We start from the raw sequence: 16,217 nt of genomic DNA on the forward strand, positions 1-16,217 counted from the left end.
CCGCCTCCCCCTCCTCTTCCACCCTGCCGGTGCGTCGCGCCCTGCTCAGCGTCTCCGACAAGACCGGCATCGTCGAATTCGCCCGCGGCCTGGTCGAACGCGGCGTGGCGCTGCTCTCCACCGGCGGCACCTTCAAGCTGCTGCGCGATAACCAGATTCCGGTCACCGAGGTATCGGCCCACACCGGCTTCCCCGAGATCATGGATGGCCGGGTCAAGACCCTGCACCCCAAGATCCACGGCGGCATCCTGGGTCGCCGCGGCCAGGACGACGCGGTGATGGCGGAGCACGAGATCGATCCCATCGACATGGTGGTGGTCAATCTCTACCCCTTCGCCCAGACCGTGGCCAAGCCCGACTGCACCCTGGAGGACGCCATCGAGAACATCGATATCGGCGGCCCCACCATGGTCCGCGCCTGCGCCAAGAACCACGCCCACACCAGCATCCTGGTGGATGCCGGCGACTACGCCCGGGTGCTGGGCGACATGGACGCCAATGAGGGCGCGGTGAGCCTCGCCACCCGCTTCGACCTGGCGGTGAAGGCCTTCGAGCATACCGCCGGCTACGACGCCGCCATCGCCAACTACCTGGGCCAGCGCGTGGAGGGCGGCGAGGAAGGCTTCCCGCGCACCTACAGCGTGCAGTACCGCAAGAAGCAGGAAATGCGCTACGGCGAGAATCCTCACCAGCAGGCCGCCTTCTATGTGGAAGACGACGCCAGCGAACCCAGCGTGGCCACCGCCGAGAGCCTGCAGGGCAAGGCGCTCTCTTTCAATAACGTGGCCGACACCGACGCCGCCTTCGAGTGCGTCAAGGCCTTCGAGGAGCCGGCCTGCGTGATCGTCAAGCACGCCAACCCCTGTGGCGTGGCCCTCGGCGAGTCACCTCTGGCGGCCTACGAGAAGGCCTTCGCCACCGACCCCACCAGCGCCTTCGGCGGCATCATCGCCTTCAACCGGCCGCTGGACGCCGAGACCGCCCGGGCGATCATCGATCGTCAGTTCGTCGAGGTGATCATCGCCCCCGGGGTTGCCGACGCCGCCCGCGAGATCGTCGCCGAGAAGCAGAACGTGCGCCTGCTCGACGTGGCCGCCCAGTGGGGCGTCGCCGCCCTTCCCGCCCACGACTTCAAGCGCGTCAACGGCGGCCTGCTGGTGCAGGATCGCGATCAGGGCATGGTCGGCCGCGACGAGCTCCAGGTGGTGACCCAGCGCGCCCCCAGCGAGCAGGAGCTGCGCGACCTGATGTTCGCCTGGAAGGTGGCCAAGTTCGTCAAGTCCAACGCCATCGTCTACGTCAAGGAAGGCCAGACCATCGGCGTCGGCGCCGGCCAGATGAGCCGCGTCTACTCCGCCAAGATCGCCGGCATCAAGGCCGCCGACGAGGGCCTCTCGGTGCCCGGCTCGGTGATGGCCAGTGATGCCTTCTTCCCGTTCCGGGATGGCATCGATGCCGCCGCGGCGGCGGGCATCACCGCGGTGATCCAGCCCGGCGGCTCCATGCGCGACCAGGAGGTGATCGACGCCGCCAACGAGGCCGGCATCGCCATGGTCTTTACCGGCATGCGCCACTTCCGCCACTGAAGCGTAGGTCGGATAAACGAGCCGGAGGCGAGGGCATCCGACGTGGCTCCCAGCGTCGGGTGCGCTCGCAAGCTCACTTACCCGACCCACAACAAAGCACCCCCGCCGGCAGAACCAGCGGGGGTGTCTTGTTTTCCGCTTCCAGCTTACGACCTCAAGCTCCGGACGCAGCCCGGGCCGGCGCTTAGCGGGGCGTGATCTCGGTGAAGTTCAGGGTGGCGTTGCGCAGGTCGCTGCTACCCCAGACCCCGACCCAGATGTTGTACATGCCGCTCTGCGCCTTGGGGAAGCTGACCATGGGATCGAGCCCGATGGCGTCGTCGTTGCAGTACCAGCGACCGTCCGGCGCATTGATCACCAGGGTGGTATCGGTCTGCGACTCGACATAGATATGCAGCGGCAGGCTACCCGCGTCATAGTAGAGGTCGACGTCCGGGGCGCCACCATGCACATAACCGGCGCAGCCGCTGCCCAGGCTGGACGTGACCTGGGTGCTGCCACCGGCGGAGAGATTGACCTGTTGCGGGTCCGGCATAAAGCCCGAACTCAGGCTGATCGAGCCATAGGTCGGGGTCGCCTGCCAGTTCAGATCATTGGCCTGGGCGCCGCTCACGCCAGCCAGCATCAGACCCGCCCCGACCAGGGCGCCCATCCAGGCGTTACGGCCGTGTTTCCCTTGAATCGCTACCATTCCATTCTCCCTTTAGCGCCCTGACTTGCGTGACGCTCCATGCTATTGCTTGATGCGTTATTATCGCGCCGACCCCTGACCGGCGCCTTTGCCAATGCAGGCCCTTACATGATTGATAAAAAAGCGCCGCGAGGCAAATCTTCCGGGGAAAATGTCGCCATCTGCTCAGGCCGAGGGCGCCTCGGCAGGCAGTGACTCGAGCAGGGCCACCACCGCCTCGGGGGACAACCGATACTCGCGCATCAAGGCGTCCAGGCGCTCCTCGAAACGCGCCGCGGCTTCCTGCTTGCGCCGGGATTGCGCCGAGGCGGCCGGGGGGCCGGTGGGAATATCCAGGCGCTGGTCGGGGTCATCGAGTTGCTTCAAGGCCTCGGCGAAGGCATCGTCGAGCTCACGAAACTTGCGCAGCTTTTCGCGCTCGTCCATGGCGTTGGCTTTCTTTTGCTGTTTCATTCGCGTCTATCGGTGACCATCGGAAATTCGGAGTCCATGGCGCTGCAGTTTGCGCACCACACTGGGTTGGCTGATCCCCAGGCGCTTGGCCATGGCATAGGTACTGGGCAACTGTGCACAGAGTTCGGCCAGGATTTCGCGCTCGATGCGGGCGAGGCCTGCCTTGAGGCCTTCGTCATCGGCGAGCCGGGCCGCCCCGGGAACCGGGGAAGAAGCGTCGGCGCCTAGTATAGCGCCTTCCGGGGCCCGGCTGGAATGGCGCGGCGCCAGGCCCAGGGCCTCGATCATCTCCCCCGGCGCGGAGAGCCAGGCCCGCTCCAGCCAGTTCTCCAGCTCGCGTACGTTACCCGGCCAGTCGTGGCCCATCAATTCCTGCCAGACAGGCGGCGCCAGCAGCTTGTCATGACCATAGCGGCGGTTGAGGCGCGCCAGCTGCAGCTCGACCAGACCGGGAATGTCCTCGGGACGCTCGCGCAGCGGTGGCAGGGTCACCGGAATCACGTTGAGCCGGTAGTAGAGGTCGAGACGAAACCGCCCCTCTTCGACCCGCCGCGCCAGGTCCTGGTTGGTGGCCACCACCAGGCGAAAATCGACGCGCCGCGCCCGGGTATCGCCGAGGCGAGTCAGGCTGCCGTCCTGGATCACTTTGAGCAGCTTGGTCTGCATGGCCAGGGGCAGCTCACCGATCTCGTCGAGGAAGAGGGTCCCACCCTGGGCCTGCTCCATCAGTCCCGCCTTGCCCTGGCGGGCGGCGCCTCTGAAGGCCCCCGGCTGATAGCCGAACATCTCCGACTCGAAGAGGCTCTCGGGAATGGCCCCGCAATTGACGTCGACAAAGGGCCCCTCGCGGCGGCGACTCCAGCGGTGCAGCTGGCGGGCGAAGGCGGTCTTGCCGACGCCGGATTCGCCCAGCATCAGCACGCTGGCATCGGTGGGGGCGACCCGCTTGAGCAGCAGGGCGATCTCGCGCATCAGCTCGCTGCGGATGCGCAGCTCTCCCTGGGACTCATCCAGCGCCAGGTCATCGCCGAGGGAGGCCGCGGCGCTGCGCTTGAGGTGCTCGCTGAAGCGGCGCTGCAGCAGCTGGTACTCCTGCTGCAGCCACTGCAAATCGGTGAGGTCCATGGAGCGGCTGATAATACGCTCGAGGCGCTCCCCGACGAAGACCGGGTAGGCCTGGGCAATCACCCGACGCCCGGTACTGGTGGTCTGCATCACCTGGGCCGGTCGGCCGCTGCGCATCACCTCGAGGCTCACCGACGGCGTCAGGACCCTCTCCGCCTCGAGCCGCTGGACCGTGGTGGCGCACAGCGCCTCCCGGGACATGCCATAGACCGCGGCGGCGCCGGGGCTGACGTCCAGCACCCGCCCCTCGCCGTCGACGATAAAGATATGGTCATTGGCATTCTCCACCAGGGTCGTCAGCACCCGGGCATCGATCTCGCTCATCCGCCCTCCGATTCATTACTGCATCAATCATGCATTTTTGCATCACCGATCGCGTCTCAGCAATGTAAAAATGCATCACTTGGCTGGAAACCCTCGCGAAATCATGGGCGTAAAATCTGGCACGCTTTATGCATTAGAGCCAGGGAAGCCACTGTGTGCGACCCATCGAGGAGTTTCCATGAGCGAGTTCAACCAGCCCCTGGGCGGTAACGAGATGCCCCGCTTCGGCGGCCCGGCCACCATGATGCGCCTGCCGACCCAGGCCGACGCCCGGGGCCTGGATGCGGCCTTTATCGGCGTGCCCCTGGATATCGGCACCTCCAATCGCCCCGGGGCCCGCCTGGGGCCCCGCCAGATCCGCGACGAGTCGCGCATGCTGCGCCCCTATAACATGGCCACCCGCGCCGCGCCCTTCGACAGCCTGCAGGTGGCGGATATCGGCGACGTGCCGGTCAACACCTTCAACCTGCCGAAGAACCTGGACATCATCGACGCCTTCTACCAGGAGGTGCTGAGCCACGGCACCACGCCCCTGACCATGGGCGGCGATCACACCTTCACCCTGCCGATCCTGCGCGCCATCGCCCGCCGGCACGGCCCGGTGGGGCTGATCCATATCGATGCCCACGCCGACGTCAACGACCATATGTTCGGCGAATCCATCGCCCACGGCACGCCGATCCGTCGCGCCCAGGAGGAGGGCCTGCTGGACAGCCAGCGGGTGGTGCAGATCGGCCTGCGCGGCACCGGCTACGCCGCCGACGACTTCGACTGGTGTCGCCGCCAGGGCTTCCGGGTGGTCACCGCCGAGCAGTGCTGGCACAAGTCCCTGGAGCCGCTGATGGCCGAGGTGCGCGAGCAGATGGGCGACGGCCCCGTCTATATCAGCTTCGATATCGATGGCCTCGACCCCTCGGTGGCCCCGGGCACCGGCACCGTGGAGATGGCCGGCCTGACCGCGGCCCAGGGCCTGGAGATCGTGCGCGGCGCCTGGGGGCTCAACGTGGTGGGCGGCGACCTGATGGAGGTGGCGCCGCCCTATGACCCGACCGGCAACACCGCCCTGATGGGCGCCACCCTGCTCTACGAGATGCTCTGCGTACTGCCCGGCGTGATGCGTCGCGACTGATTCCGGCCACCGGGCCGCATGGCACCTCCATGCGGCCCCCGGCGCGCCAGGGGACGGCGCGCCAGCCGGTGACCCACACCGTTCACTAAAACAAGCCATGGGGTAACCAACGATGTCCTCCTCCCTCGACTCCACCGCCACCGCCCGGCCCGGCCTGGGCCGGCGTGGCCTGCTGAAGTTCCTGCTCCCCTCGCTGTTCGGGGTCGGCCTCTTCCTGATCCCCTTCTCGGTGGGTGATACCGTCAATATCGGCATGGGCCTGATGGCCAAGGGACTCCAGGACCTGCTCGGCGACTGGCTGCCGGCCATCGCCACCGCCGTGCTCTGCCTCTCGGTGGTGATCACCGGCCTGGTCAAGCTGACCCGGCCCGGCTGGGCCCGCCAGGGGCTCTGGCAGGAGATGTTCGACGTGGGGCCCCTGTGGTTCGCGATGCGCCTCCTGGGGGCGGCCTTCGCCACCATGACCTACTTCCAGGTGGGCCCCGAGTTCGTGATCGCCGGCCATACCGGCGGCGTGATGCTCAACGACCTGGCCCCGGTGCTGCTGACCTTCTTCTTCTTCGCCGCCCTGCTGCTGCCCTTCCTGGTCGACTTCGGCTTCATGGAATTTATCGGCAGCCTGGTGCGCAAGCCCTTCCGGGCGATCTTCCGTCTGCCCGGGCGCAGCGCCATCGATGCCACCGCCTCCTGGATGGGCTCCGGCACCGTGGGGGTGCTGATCACCGCCCAGCAGTACGAGAAGGGCTTCTACAACCGCCGCGAGGCGGCGGTGATCGCCACCAACTTCTCCATCGTCTCCATCGCCTTCAGCCTGCTGATAACCAGCTTCGTCGACCTCAACCATATGTTCGTGCCCTTCTACCTGACGGTGGTGGTGTCCGGGCTGATCGCCGCCATCGTGGTGCCGCGCCTGCCGCCGCTGTCGCGCAAGCCGGACACCTACTATGAGCCGGTGGGTTGCCAACTGGCCGAGAAGCGCAGCGCCGACATGGGTGTCTTCCGTTACAGCCTGACCCGCGCCGTGGCGCGTGCCGAGAAGGCCCCCGGCGCCCGCGAGCTGGTTCGCAACGCCCTGTTCAATGTGGCGGATATCTTCCTGGCCCTGCTGCCCCTGGTGGTGGCCATCGGCACCCTGGCGCTGATCCTCGCCGAGTTCACGCCGATCTTCACCTGGCTCTCCTACCCCATGGTGCCGGTGCTGGAACTGCTGCGCATTCCCGAGGCCGAGGCCGCCGCCCCGGCGACCCTGGTGGGCTTCGCCGACATGTTCCTGCCGGCGGTGCTGGCCACCAGCATCGACAGCGAGCTGACCCGCTTCGTGGTGGCCTGCCTGTCGCTGACCCAGCTGATCTATATGTCGGAGATCGGCGCCCTGCTGCTCAAGTCGAAGATCCCCCTGTCGCTGTGGGAGCTGTTCGCGATCTTCCTGCTGCGCACCGCCATCACCCTGCCGATCATCGCCTTTATGGCGCACACCTTCTTCTTCTGAGATCGCGGCCCGGCCTATCCGGCCGGGCCTCTGATACAAGGACTCGTCCATGACCTGTGCCGAACTCCTGATTCGCCTGCTCGGCGAGCGCTACGGCGTCGATACCCTCTTCGGTATCCCCGGGGTGCATACCGTCGAGCTCTACCGCGGCCTGGAAGGCCGCGATATCCGCCATGTCACCCCGCGCCACGAGCAGGGCGCCGGCTTCATGGCCGACGGCTATGCCCGCGCCACCGGCAAGCCCGGGGTCTGCCTGATCATCACCGGCCCCGGCATGACCAATATCGCCACCGCCATGGGCCAGGCGCTGGCCGACTCCATTCCCATGCTGGTGATCTCCAGCGTCAACCGCCGCGATACCCTGGGCCGCGGCCAGGGCCGGCTGCATGAACTGCCCAGCCAGCAACAGTTGATGGCGGGGGTCTCGCGCTTTAGCCATACCCTGCTCGACCCGAAGGCCCTGCCCGAGGTGCTGGCCCGGGCCTTCGCGGTCTTCGATGGCGAGCGCCCCGGTCCGGTGCATCTCGAGATCCCCATCGACCTGTTCGCCGCCGAGGTGACCGAGCCCGCCTCCTTTCGCCGCCCACGGCTCTACCCGGCGGCCCCGGACGCCGAGGGCCTGGCCACCGCGGCCGGCTGGCTGAAGGAGGCCGAACGCCCGCTGGTATTGCTCGGCGGCGGTTGCGTGGCCGCCCCCGAGGCGGCCCGCGAGCTGGTCAGCCGCCTGGATGCCCCCACCGCCACCACCATCAATGCCAAGGGGCTCTTGGGCTGCGCCCATCCCCTGGACCTGGGCGCCAACACCGCCCTGCCCCCGGTGCGCGAGCTGGCCCGCCACGCCGACGTGATCCTGGCCATCGGCACCGAGCTCGGCGAGACCGACTACGACGTGGTCTTCGACGATGGCTTCGCCCTCACCGGCCGGCTGATTCGCATCGACCTGGACGCCCAGCAGCTGGTGCGCAACCAGTCGCTGGCCCTCGGCCTGGTGGGCGATGCCGGGCGTGCCCTGGAAGGCCTGCTGGCCCATGTCGAGGCGCCGCTGAGCAAGGATGGCGCGGCCCGCGCCGCCGCCGTGCGCGAAGCCCTGGCGCTGGCGCAGGACCCGGCCCTGGCACCCTTCGTGCCGCTCTGCGCCACCCTCGAGGCGGCCCTGCCCGAGGCACTATGGGTCGGCGACTCCACCGCCCCGGTGTATGCCGCCAACCACCTGCTGTCGCTGCCGCAGCCGCGGCGCTACTTCAATGCCTCCACCGGCTACGGCACCCTCGGCTACGGCCTGCCGGCGGCGCTCGGCGCCCAGTTGGGCCGCCCCGAGCAGCCGGTGATCGCCCTGGTCGGCGACGGCGGAGTGATGTTCACCCTCTCGGAGCTGGCCACCGCCGTGGAGGAGCGCCTGCCGGTGGTGATCCTGCTGTGGCACAACGCCGGCTATGAGGAGATCCGCCGCTATATGGACGCCCATGGGGTGGCGCGACTCGGCGTGGATATCCAGGCCCCGGACTTCCAGGCCCTGGCCCAGGGCTTCGGCTGTGCCGCCACCCGGGTCGGCTCCCCCGGCGAACTCGCCCAGACACTGGCGACGCGCCCCACCGACGGCCCCCTGCTGGTCGAGGTGGATGCCCATGCCTGGCAGCGAGCCCTGGACGCCTGACGGCGCCAATCGCCAGCTGAAGCTGGCTCCCACTGGGTTAGAGGTGCCACCGGGGTGGTAGGAGCTGGCTTTAGCCGGCGATTTGCCTCTCGCCGAACCGTCGGACCACTGCTAGAGCAGGGTCCCACACCCCCAGGGGAGCTGCCCAGAGTCCGCCGTATCAGCGATAAGAGGAATCGCCATGCAAGCACTGCTGCAACAATTTATCGATAACCGCTGGGTGGCCTCCCGGGGCGAGCGGCGGCTACCGGTGGTCAACCCCACCACGGAGGCGACGCTCGCCGAGGTCACCGCGGGGCACCCGGACGACGTGGATGCCGCCGTGGCCGCGGCGCGCCGCGCCCTGCCCGCCTGGCGGGCGCTCTCGGGGAGCGAGCGGGCGGTCTACCTGGAGGGCTTCGCCGAGGCCCTGAGCCGGCGCCGCGACGCGCTGATGCGCCTCTCCTCCATCAATAACGGCAAGGTGCTGGCGGAGGCCGGTATCGACCTGGACGACGCCATCGCCTGCTACCGCTACTACGCCGGGGAAGCGCGTCGCCTGGACGAGCGTCAGGGCCAGGAAGTGCCGCTGGAAATGGAGGGTGTCGAGGCGCGCTGCTATCACGACCCGGTGGGGGTGGTGGGGCTGATCACCCCCTGGAACTTCCCCCTGGTGACCAGCGCCTGGAAACTCGCCCCGGCCCTGGCCGCCGGCTGCACCGCCGTGCTCAAGCCCTCGGAGGTGACGCCGCTGCCCGAGCGGGTACTGGCGGAGATCGCCCTAGAGGTGAAGCTGCCGGCGGGGGTGCTCAACCTGCTGCATGGCGACGGGGAGGGCATCGGGGCCCCCCTCGCCTGCCACCCCGGCATCGACAAGGTCTCCTTTACCGGCAGCAACCGGGTCGGCGAGGCGGTGATGCGCGCCGCAGCCGCCGGCACCAAGGGGGTCTCCCTGGAGCTGGGCGGCAAGTCGCCGATCCTGGTGATGGAGGACGCCGACCCCGAGCAGGCCGCCGAATGGGTGATGGCGGGCATCTACTTCAATGCCGGCCAGATCTGTTCGGCCACCTCGCGGCTGCTGGTCCACCGGGACATCGCCGAACCGCTCTACGCGGCCCTGGCGGCGCGCATCGATGCCCTGGCGCTCGGCGATCCCCTCGTCGACGGCAGCGACATGGGCCCCCTGACCAGCGCCCGCCAGCGCGACGCCGTGCTCGACTACCTGGCCATCGCCGACCAGGAGGGGCTGACCCCGGTGCGCGACGGTCGTCGCCGAGAGGTGCCCACGCCGGGCTTCTTCCTGGCGCCCAGCCTCTATCGGGACGTCCCGGTGACGAGTCGCCTGTGGCAGGAGGAGATCTTCGGCCCGGTGCTCTGCGGGCGCAGCGTGGCCGACGACGAGGAGGCCATCACACTCGCCAATGCCAGCGATTTCGGCCTGGCCGCGACGGTGATCTGTCGCGACAAGGCGCGCGCCTCGGCCATCGCCCGGCGCCTGCAGTCCGGGACCACCTGGATCAATAGCGAACAGCTGGTATTACCGCAGACCGGTTGGGGCGGTTTCAAGCGTAGCGGTATCGGCCGCGAACTGGGGCCCTGGGGACTCGCCGCCTACCTGGAAGTCAAACACTGCCTGATACCGACCTGAAGAGCGTTGCGATGCACGTTAGGTTGCCTGACGTGTCTGCCCTTGAGACCGCCACGGCGGTCTCTTTTTTATTCCGGGAACGCGGGCACGCCATAACGAGATCGCCCCGCACGAGGCGGGGCGATTTCGTTATGGCAGTGGACGCGGAAGACTTAACCTTCGACGCGCACCAGCCAGGACTCCACGGTATCGGCGCCGTGAGCTTCTTTCCAGGCCTTGAGGGTCTTGTGGTTGCCGCCACGAGTTTCCACGACTTCCCCGGTGGTGGGGTTCTTGTAGATCTTCAGCTTACGCTTGCGACGCCCACCGGCGGCCGGGGCGCTGGCCGGAGCGGCGGCGGCCTTGGCGGCCGGCTTGGGATCGAGCAGTTCGATCACTTCCTTGGCGCTCTTGTTGAACTCCTGCATCAGGGCCTCGAGCTTCTCCTTGAACTCGAGTTCCGCCTTGAGACGCGGGTCATTCTGCAGTTTGTCGAGCTGCTCCTGGAGTGCCTTGAGTTGCTGCTCCTGCTGGAGGTATTCGTTAATCAGGGACATGGTAGTTCCTTTATATAGGAGTCGGTGTCGGGATGTGCGGACATTAATACCGTAAATATCTCGCCTTGCCAAGGCTTACTCTATTTTTTATAGCATAACCCCAGGCAACTTGGCCAAATAAACTCACCCTGGCGGCAAACTTCTCAACACAACTCGCCATCTACTCGAGCACGCATCAAAGTATTATTTATTTCGATATCCCGGCAAGCCGTCACCAGGCGGCATCGACCGAGCGGCGGCGCCGCGCGGTGTACCACTCCGGGGGCGTCGTGACGCTCGACGCTGGACAATGTTAACCTGTGTTTTTCACAAGGTTAACAAAGAGGTCCCTATGCCTGCCTCGCCTCTCTGGCACCCCTATGCCCAGATGCAGACCCAGCCCACGCCGCCGATGGTCACCGGCGGCAGCGGCGCCCACTTCACCCTGGCCGGCGGCGAGCGCCTGCTGGATGCCACCTGCTCCTGGTGGTGCATGATCCACGGCTATGGTCATCCACGCCTGGTGGCCGCCATCCAGCAACAGGCCGACACCCTCTGCCATGTGATGCTCGGCGGCCTGACCCACGAGCCGGCCCAGCAACTCGCCGAGGCGCTGGTGCGCATCACCCCGCCGGGCCTCGATCATGTGTTCTTCTCCGACAGCGGCTCGGTGGGCATGGAAGTGGCCATGAAGATGGCGGTGCAGTACCAGGTCCTGAGTGGCCGCCCCGAGAAGCACCGCATGCTGTCGCTGATGCGCGCCTATCACGGCGATACCAGCGGCTGCATGGCGGTCTGCGACCCGGAAGAAGGCATGCATTCGCTGTTCGCCGGCTTCCTGCCCAGGCACCCCTTCGCGCCGGCGCCCAGCGCCCCCTACGACGCCCCGCCGGAGGCGGTAGAGGCGGATATCCAGGCGCTGCGGGCGACCCTGGAGGCGCACCATCACGAGGTGGCGGCGCTGCTGATGGAGCCGCTGCTGCAGGCCGCCGGCGGCCTGAACATGACCTCGCCCCACTACCTGCGGGCGGCCCGGGAGCTGTGCGACGAGTTCGACGTGCTGCTGGTCTTCGACGAGGTGGCCACCGGCTTCGGGCGTACCGGGCGGATGTTCGCCGCCGACCATGCCGGGGTCACCCCGGATATCATGGTGCTCTCCAAGGGGCTGACCGGCGGCTACCTGGGTCATGCGGCGACCCTGGCCACCGGCCGCGTCTACGACGCCTTCCTCGGCGACGACCCGAACCACGCCTTTATGCACGGCCCCACCTTTATGGGCAATCCCCTCGCCTGCCGGGTCGCCCTGGAGAGCCTGGCGGTCTTCGAGGAGGAGGATTACCTGGGCAAGATCGCCGAGCTCAACGCCATCCTGCGCCGGGAACTGCTCGACGACGCGGCGCTCAGCGCGCATCCGGCGGTCAATGAGGTACGGGTGCTGGGGGCCACGGCGGTGATCGAGGTCGAGGAGGCGGCGAGCCTCGACGGCGTCCAGGCCTTCGCCCGGGAGCGCGGCGTCTGGCTACGCCCCTTCGGTCGCTGGCTCTATACCATGCCGGCCTATATCACCACCCCCGAGGAGATGCGCCGCATCACCGGCGCCATGAAGGGCTGGTTTGTGGAGCGATAATCGCCGAGGGCGCCTGCCACACGGCGCCCTCGAATTCGTGGTGTCCCAGGCGCCTGGCGGCGCCAATCGTTCAGCGTAGCTGAACTCCCACAGGGTCTACCACGCCGCTCTGCATAACGCCTTAAAAGAGCCGGTTCAGGCCATTCATGGCCGCCACTCGATAGGCCTCGGCCATGGTCGGGTAGTTGAAGGTGGTACTGACGAAGTACTTGAGGCTATTGGCCTCGCCCTTCTGCTGCATGATGGCCTGGCCGATATGCACGATCTCCGAGGCCTGATCGCCGAAGCAGTGGATGCCGAGGATCTCCAGCGTCTCGCGGTGAAAGAGGATCTTCAGCATGCCCACGGTATCGCCGGTGATCTGGGCGCGGGCGGTATCCTTGAAGAAGGCCTGGGCCACTTCATAGGGCACCTTGGCCTGGGTCAGTTCGCGCTCGGTCTTGCCCACCGAACTGATCTCGGGAATGGTGTAGATACCGGTGGGCACGTCCTCCACCATGCGGAAGGGCTCGTCGAGCAGGTCGTCGCTGGCATTCTTGCCCTGATCGTAGGCGGCACTGGCCAGACTCGGCCAGCCGATCACGTCGCCCACCGCATAGATATGCGGAATCTCGGTGCGATAGTGCTCGTCCACGGTCAATTGACCACGCCCATTGGCCTGCAGGCCGATGCTCTCCAGGCCCAGCTCGTCGGTGTTGCCGGTGCGGCCGTTGGCCCACAGGAAGGCGTCGGCGCGCAGCCGCTTGCCGGACTGCAGCTCCACCGTGACCCCGGCTTCGTCCCCCTCGACGCTGGCGTAATCCTCGTTATGGCGCACCAGGACGCCGTGGTGGCGCAGGTGATAGGAGAGGGCGTCGGAGATCTCGTCGTCGAGGAAGGAGAGCAGGCGATCGCGGGTGTCGATCAGGTCCACCTTGACGCCCAGGCCGGAGAAGATGGAGGCGTATTCGCTGCCGATCACCCCGGCGCCGAAGATGATCAGGGTCCGCGGCGTATGGTTGAGGCCGAGGATGGTGTCGGAGCAGTAGATACGCGGATGGCGGAAGTCGATATCCGCCGGCCGATAGGGCCGCGAGCCGGTGGCGATCACCACCTTCTGGGCGTGAAGCTCCTCGATGCCCTCGTGGTCGTCACGCACCATCAGGGTATGTTCATCCTTGAAGCGCGCCACCCCGAAGTAGAGGTCGACCCGGTTGCGGGCATAGAAGTTGGTGCGCATCGCCACCTGCTGATCGATGGTGCGCTGGGAGCGGGCCAGTACCTTGGGAAAGGAGAACCAGCGCGGCTCGCCGATATCGCGGAACATGCGGTTGGTGTTGAACGCCATGATCTGACGAACCTGGTGGCGCAGCGCCTTGGAGGGGATGGTGCCCCGGTGGGTACAGTTGCCCCCCACCGCCGACTGCTTCTCCACCACCGCCACCCGCTTGCCATGCTTGGCGGCATTGATGGCGGCACTCTCCCCCGCCGGACCGGTACCAATCACCACCACGTCGTAGCTATGAACTGCCATGGGTCGTTGATTCTCCTAATTCCCTGATCTCTGTTTCGCTGCACGGCAAGATTTCCCGACGCGGCGGGCCACAAGAAGCCTCGTAGCCCATCGCTCGGGCGACGCCCGCTCAGCGCTTGGTGGCGTCATAGCCCAGGTCGGCGCCGCGACTCTCGTCGCTGCGGCGGCGGGCGCCGGCCTGGCGCTTGCGGTTCTCTTCCTCGCACACCTCGTCCTTGCCGCCGCAGATATCGCAGCCCTGCTTGAGGCCCAGTTGGTTGAGCCCGCCACAGGAGCCGGCGATGGGCTTGCGCCCCAGGATCACGCCGATGGCCATGGCGGCCACCAGCAGCAGCATAAAGGCGAATACCAGTACCCAGATCATCATCGGGACTCTCCTTCGTGGATAATGCGGCCAGGGCCCGAGGCCCTGCCCCTGAGACCCCCATGGCGAGCGGTCATTCCCCGCGCCAGGGGGGCCACTCGCTATCGATGGCGACCGAGGCGATCGCCATGGAGAGCGGGTGGCGCATCGACGATGGCCCGCAATGACAACGGGGCCGGCCCTCGTGGACCGGCCCCGCGCCGAGGGCCAGGCCCCCGCTTAACCGCCGAAGTCGTCGAGCAGGATGTTCTCGGGCTCGACGCCCAGATCCAGCAGCATCTTGATCACCGAGGCATTCATCATGGGCGGACCGCACATATAGTACTCGCAGTCCTCCGGTGCCGGATGATCCTTGAGGTAGTTCTCGTAGAGGACGTTATGGATAAAGCCGGTGGGGCCTTCCCAGTTGTCCTCGGGCTGCGGATCCGACAGTGCCAGGTGCCACTCGAAGTTGTCGTGCTCCTCGGCGAGCTTGTCGTACTCGTCGTTGTAGAAGGTCTCGCGCCAGGAGCGCGCGCCGTACCAGAAGGTCATCTTGCGCTTGGTATCCAGGCGCTTGAGCTGGTCGAAGATATGGCTGCGCATCGGCGCCATACCGGCGCCCCCGCCGACGAAGACCATCTCGGCGTCGGTGTCCTTGGCGAAGAATTCGCCGAAGGGCCCCATCACGGTCACCTTGTCACCCGGCGTCAGGCCGAAGACATAGGTGGACATGATGCCCGGCGGATGGCTGGTGCCGGGAGGCGGCGTGGCGATCCGGATATTGAACTTGAGGATGCCCTTCTCTTCCGGATAGTTGGCCATGGAGTAGGCGCGGATGGTCTCTTCCGGGTTCTTGTGGGAGATCTTGAACAGATCGAACTTCTCCCAGTCACCCCGGTACTCCTCCTCGATATCGAAGTCGGAGAACTTGATATCGTAGGGGGGGCAGACCAGCTGCACATAGCCACCGGCGCGGAAGTCGACGTTTTCGCCTTCGGGGAGCTTGAGGTTGAGCTCCTTGATAAAGGTGGCCACGTTGGGGTTCTCGATGACCTCGCATTCCCACTTCTTGACGCCGAAGACCTCCTCGGGCACCTCGATCTTCATGTCCTGCTTCACCGGCACCTGGCAGGAGAGGCGCCACCCCTCCTTCTTCTCGCGCATGGTGAAGTGGGACTCTTCGGTGGGCAGGATGGCGCCACCGCCCTCCTCCACGCGACACTTGCACTGGGCGCAGGAGCCGCCGCCGCCACAGGCGGAAGAGAGGAAGATGCCGTTGGCGGCCAGGGTATTGAGCAGCTTGCCCCCGGCCTGGGTGGTCAGGGTGTGCTCGGGGTCACCGTTGACCTCGATGGTCACGTCCCCGGTGCTGACGAGCTTGCTGCGGGCCGCCAGGATGATCACGGTGAGGGCGATAACGATCACCGTGAACATGACGACGCCGAGCAAGATGACGGATGTATCAACCATGTCGGGTTCCTATTGGGTTTCGTTGCCTGATCGGTACACGACCATCCCGGTTACAGGGAGATGCCGGAGAAGGACATAAAGCCCAGCGACATCAATCCCACGGTGATGAAGGTGATGCCCAGACCCTGCAGGCCACCAGGCACGTCGCTGTACTTGAGCTTCTCGCGGATCCCCGCCAGGGCGGTAATGGCCAGGGCCCAGCCCACCCCGGAACCGAGGCCATAGACCACGGACTCGCCGAAGTTGTAGTTACGCTCGACCATGAACAGCACGCCACCGAGGATGGCGCAGTTCACGGTGATCAGCGGCAGGAACACGCCCAGGGCGTTGTAGAGGGCCGGCACGTACTTGTCGAGGAACATCTCGAGGATCTGCACCAGGGCGGCGATCACGCCGATATAGCTGAGCAGCCCCAGGAACGACAGGTCGATATTCTCGGCGCCGCTGATCCCGGTCCAGGCCAGCGCCCCCTCGGCCAGCAGGCCGTTGTAGATGACGTTGTTCACCGGCACGGAGATGGTCAGCACCACGATCACCGCGATGCCCAGGCCGAAGGCCGCCGAGACCTTCTTGGAGACCGCCAGGAAGGTACACATGCCCAGGAAGAACGCCAGGGCCAGGTTCTCGACGAAGACCGAGGCGACGAACAGGCTCAGATAATGTTCCAT

General features: G+C 66.6%; 14 protein-coding genes. 6 read left to right on the forward strand and 8 right to left on the reverse strand.

Annotated elements, in window-relative coordinates; all coding sequences use genetic code 11:
- The first annotated feature begins 23 nt into the window (after window positions 1-23).
- A complete protein-coding gene (gene purH, locus NFU04_RS12870) occupies window positions 24-1,586 on the forward strand; it encodes a bifunctional phosphoribosylaminoimidazolecarboxamide formyltransferase/IMP cyclohydrolase (protein ID WP_251309900.1) in 1,563 nt (520 codons plus the stop codon).
- Window positions 1,587-1,770: 184 nt separating this feature from the next.
- Here purH and NFU04_RS12875 read toward each other — a convergent pair whose 3' ends face one another.
- The 3 genes from NFU04_RS12875 to NFU04_RS12885 all read right to left on the reverse strand — a co-directional run bounded on the left by NFU04_RS12875 (window position 1,771) and on the right by NFU04_RS12885 (window position 4,179).
- Window positions 1,771-2,277 (reverse strand): hypothetical protein, encoded by a 507-nt coding sequence (locus NFU04_RS12875; RefSeq protein WP_251309870.1) that lies wholly within the window; start codon window positions 2,275-2,277, stop codon window positions 1,771-1,773.
- A 165-nt stretch (window positions 2,278-2,442) separates the two neighbouring features.
- Window positions 2,443-2,703: a hypothetical protein gene (locus NFU04_RS12880; protein ID WP_251309871.1), complete on the reverse strand. Its 261-nt coding sequence runs from the start codon at window positions 2,701-2,703 to the stop codon at window positions 2,443-2,445.
- Between the two features lie 33 nt (window positions 2,704-2,736).
- On the reverse strand, window positions 2,737-4,179 hold the full coding sequence (locus NFU04_RS12885) for a sigma-54 interaction domain-containing protein (RefSeq protein ID WP_251309872.1): 1,443 nt from the start codon (window positions 4,177-4,179) through the stop codon (window positions 2,737-2,739).
- Between the two features lie 178 nt (window positions 4,180-4,357).
- Here NFU04_RS12885 and speB point away from each other — a divergent pair, with 178 nt between their 5' ends.
- From speB to NFU04_RS12905, 4 genes are all read left to right on the forward strand, one after another.
- On the forward strand, window positions 4,358-5,308 hold the full coding sequence (gene speB, locus NFU04_RS12890; protein ID WP_251309873.1) for an agmatinase: 951 nt from the start codon (window positions 4,358-4,360) through the stop codon (window positions 5,306-5,308).
- Window positions 5,309-5,420: 112 nt separating this feature from the next.
- Window positions 5,421-6,797, forward strand: a complete 1,377-nt coding sequence (locus NFU04_RS12895; protein WP_251309874.1) for a YjiH family protein — start codon at window positions 5,421-5,423, stop codon at window positions 6,795-6,797.
- A 49-nt stretch (window positions 6,798-6,846) separates the two neighbouring features.
- Window positions 6,847-8,451: a 5-guanidino-2-oxopentanoate decarboxylase gene (locus tag NFU04_RS12900; RefSeq protein WP_251309875.1), complete on the forward strand. Its 1,605-nt coding sequence runs from the start codon at window positions 6,847-6,849 to the stop codon at window positions 8,449-8,451.
- A 181-nt stretch (window positions 8,452-8,632) separates the two neighbouring features.
- Entirely contained in the window at window positions 8,633-10,078 is a 1,446-nt protein-coding gene (locus NFU04_RS12905) for an aldehyde dehydrogenase family protein (RefSeq protein WP_251309876.1), read from the forward strand.
- Between the two features lie 152 nt (window positions 10,079-10,230).
- Here NFU04_RS12905 and NFU04_RS12910 read toward each other — a convergent pair whose 3' ends face one another.
- Window positions 10,231-10,614 (reverse strand): histone-like nucleoid-structuring protein, MvaT/MvaU family, encoded by a 384-nt coding sequence (locus NFU04_RS12910; RefSeq protein WP_198058344.1) that lies wholly within the window; start codon window positions 10,612-10,614, stop codon window positions 10,231-10,233.
- 331 nt (window positions 10,615-10,945) lie between these two features.
- Here NFU04_RS12910 and bioA point away from each other — a divergent pair, with 331 nt between their 5' ends.
- A complete protein-coding gene (gene bioA / locus NFU04_RS12915) occupies window positions 10,946-12,220 on the forward strand; it encodes an adenosylmethionine--8-amino-7-oxononanoate transaminase (protein ID WP_251309877.1) in 1,275 nt (424 codons plus the stop codon).
- Window positions 12,221-12,341: 121 nt separating this feature from the next.
- Here bioA and sthA read toward each other — a convergent pair whose 3' ends face one another.
- The 4 genes from sthA to nqrE form a co-directional block, all read right to left on the reverse strand.
- A complete protein-coding gene (sthA, locus tag NFU04_RS12920; RefSeq protein WP_251309878.1) occupies window positions 12,342-13,733 on the reverse strand; it encodes a Si-specific NAD(P)(+) transhydrogenase in 1,392 nt (463 codons plus the stop codon).
- A 109-nt stretch (window positions 13,734-13,842) separates the two neighbouring features.
- A complete protein-coding gene (gene nqrM, locus NFU04_RS12925; RefSeq protein ID WP_251309879.1) occupies window positions 13,843-14,100 on the reverse strand; it encodes a (Na+)-NQR maturation NqrM in 258 nt (85 codons plus the stop codon).
- Window positions 14,101-14,316: 216 nt separating this feature from the next.
- Window positions 14,317-15,549, reverse strand: coding sequence for an NADH:ubiquinone reductase (Na(+)-transporting) subunit F (gene nqrF, locus NFU04_RS12930; protein WP_251309880.1), 1,233 nt, complete (start codon window positions 15,547-15,549; stop codon window positions 14,317-14,319).
- Between the two features lie 50 nt (window positions 15,550-15,599).
- Window positions 15,600-16,217 (reverse strand): NADH:ubiquinone reductase (Na(+)-transporting) subunit E, encoded by a 618-nt coding sequence (gene nqrE, locus NFU04_RS12935; protein ID WP_146803170.1) that lies wholly within the window; start codon window positions 16,215-16,217, stop codon window positions 15,600-15,602.

Origin of the sequence: Halomonas sp. NCCP-2165, from assembly GCF_023708045.1 — a bacterium.
Classification (GTDB): Bacteria; Pseudomonadota; Gammaproteobacteria; order Pseudomonadales; family Halomonadaceae; genus Bisbaumannia; species Bisbaumannia pacifica.

Excerpts from the sequence above, each read along its gene's own strand:
- NFU04_RS12895 (WP_251309874.1), top strand. The coding sequence starts at position 5,421 with ATGTCCTCCTCCCTCGACTCCACCGCCACCGCCCGGCCCGGCCTGGGC.
- NFU04_RS12885 (WP_251309872.1), bottom strand. The coding sequence starts at position 4,179 with ATGAGCGAGATCGATGCCCGGGTGCTGACGACCCTGGTGGAGAATGCC.
- sthA (WP_251309878.1), bottom strand. The coding sequence starts at position 13,733 with ATGGCAGTTCATAGCTACGACGTGGTGGTGATTGGTACCGGTCCGGCG.
- NFU04_RS12875 (WP_251309870.1), bottom strand. The coding sequence starts at position 2,277 with ATGGTAGCGATTCAAGGGAAACACGGCCGTAACGCCTGGATGGGCGCC.
- NFU04_RS12900 (WP_251309875.1), top strand. The coding sequence starts at position 6,847 with ATGACCTGTGCCGAACTCCTGATTCGCCTGCTCGGCGAGCGCTACGGC.
- NFU04_RS12910 (WP_198058344.1), bottom strand. The coding sequence starts at position 10,614 with ATGTCCCTGATTAACGAATACCTCCAGCAGGAGCAGCAACTCAAGGCA.
- bioA (WP_251309877.1), top strand. The coding sequence starts at position 10,946 with ATGCCTGCCTCGCCTCTCTGGCACCCCTATGCCCAGATGCAGACCCAG.
- NFU04_RS12880 (WP_251309871.1), bottom strand. The coding sequence starts at position 2,703 with ATGGACGAGCGCGAAAAGCTGCGCAAGTTTCGTGAGCTCGACGATGCC.
- nqrE (WP_146803170.1), bottom strand. The coding sequence starts at position 16,217 with ATGGAACATTATCTGAGCCTGTTCGTCGCCTCGGTCTTCGTCGAGAAC.
- nqrM (WP_251309879.1), bottom strand. The coding sequence starts at position 14,100 with ATGATGATCTGGGTACTGGTATTCGCCTTTATGCTGCTGCTGGTGGCC.
- speB (WP_251309873.1), top strand. The coding sequence starts at position 4,358 with ATGAGCGAGTTCAACCAGCCCCTGGGCGGTAACGAGATGCCCCGCTTC.
- NFU04_RS12905 (WP_251309876.1), top strand. The coding sequence starts at position 8,633 with ATGCAAGCACTGCTGCAACAATTTATCGATAACCGCTGGGTGGCCTCC.
- nqrF (WP_251309880.1), bottom strand. The coding sequence starts at position 15,549 with ATGGTTGATACATCCGTCATCTTGCTCGGCGTCGTCATGTTCACGGTG.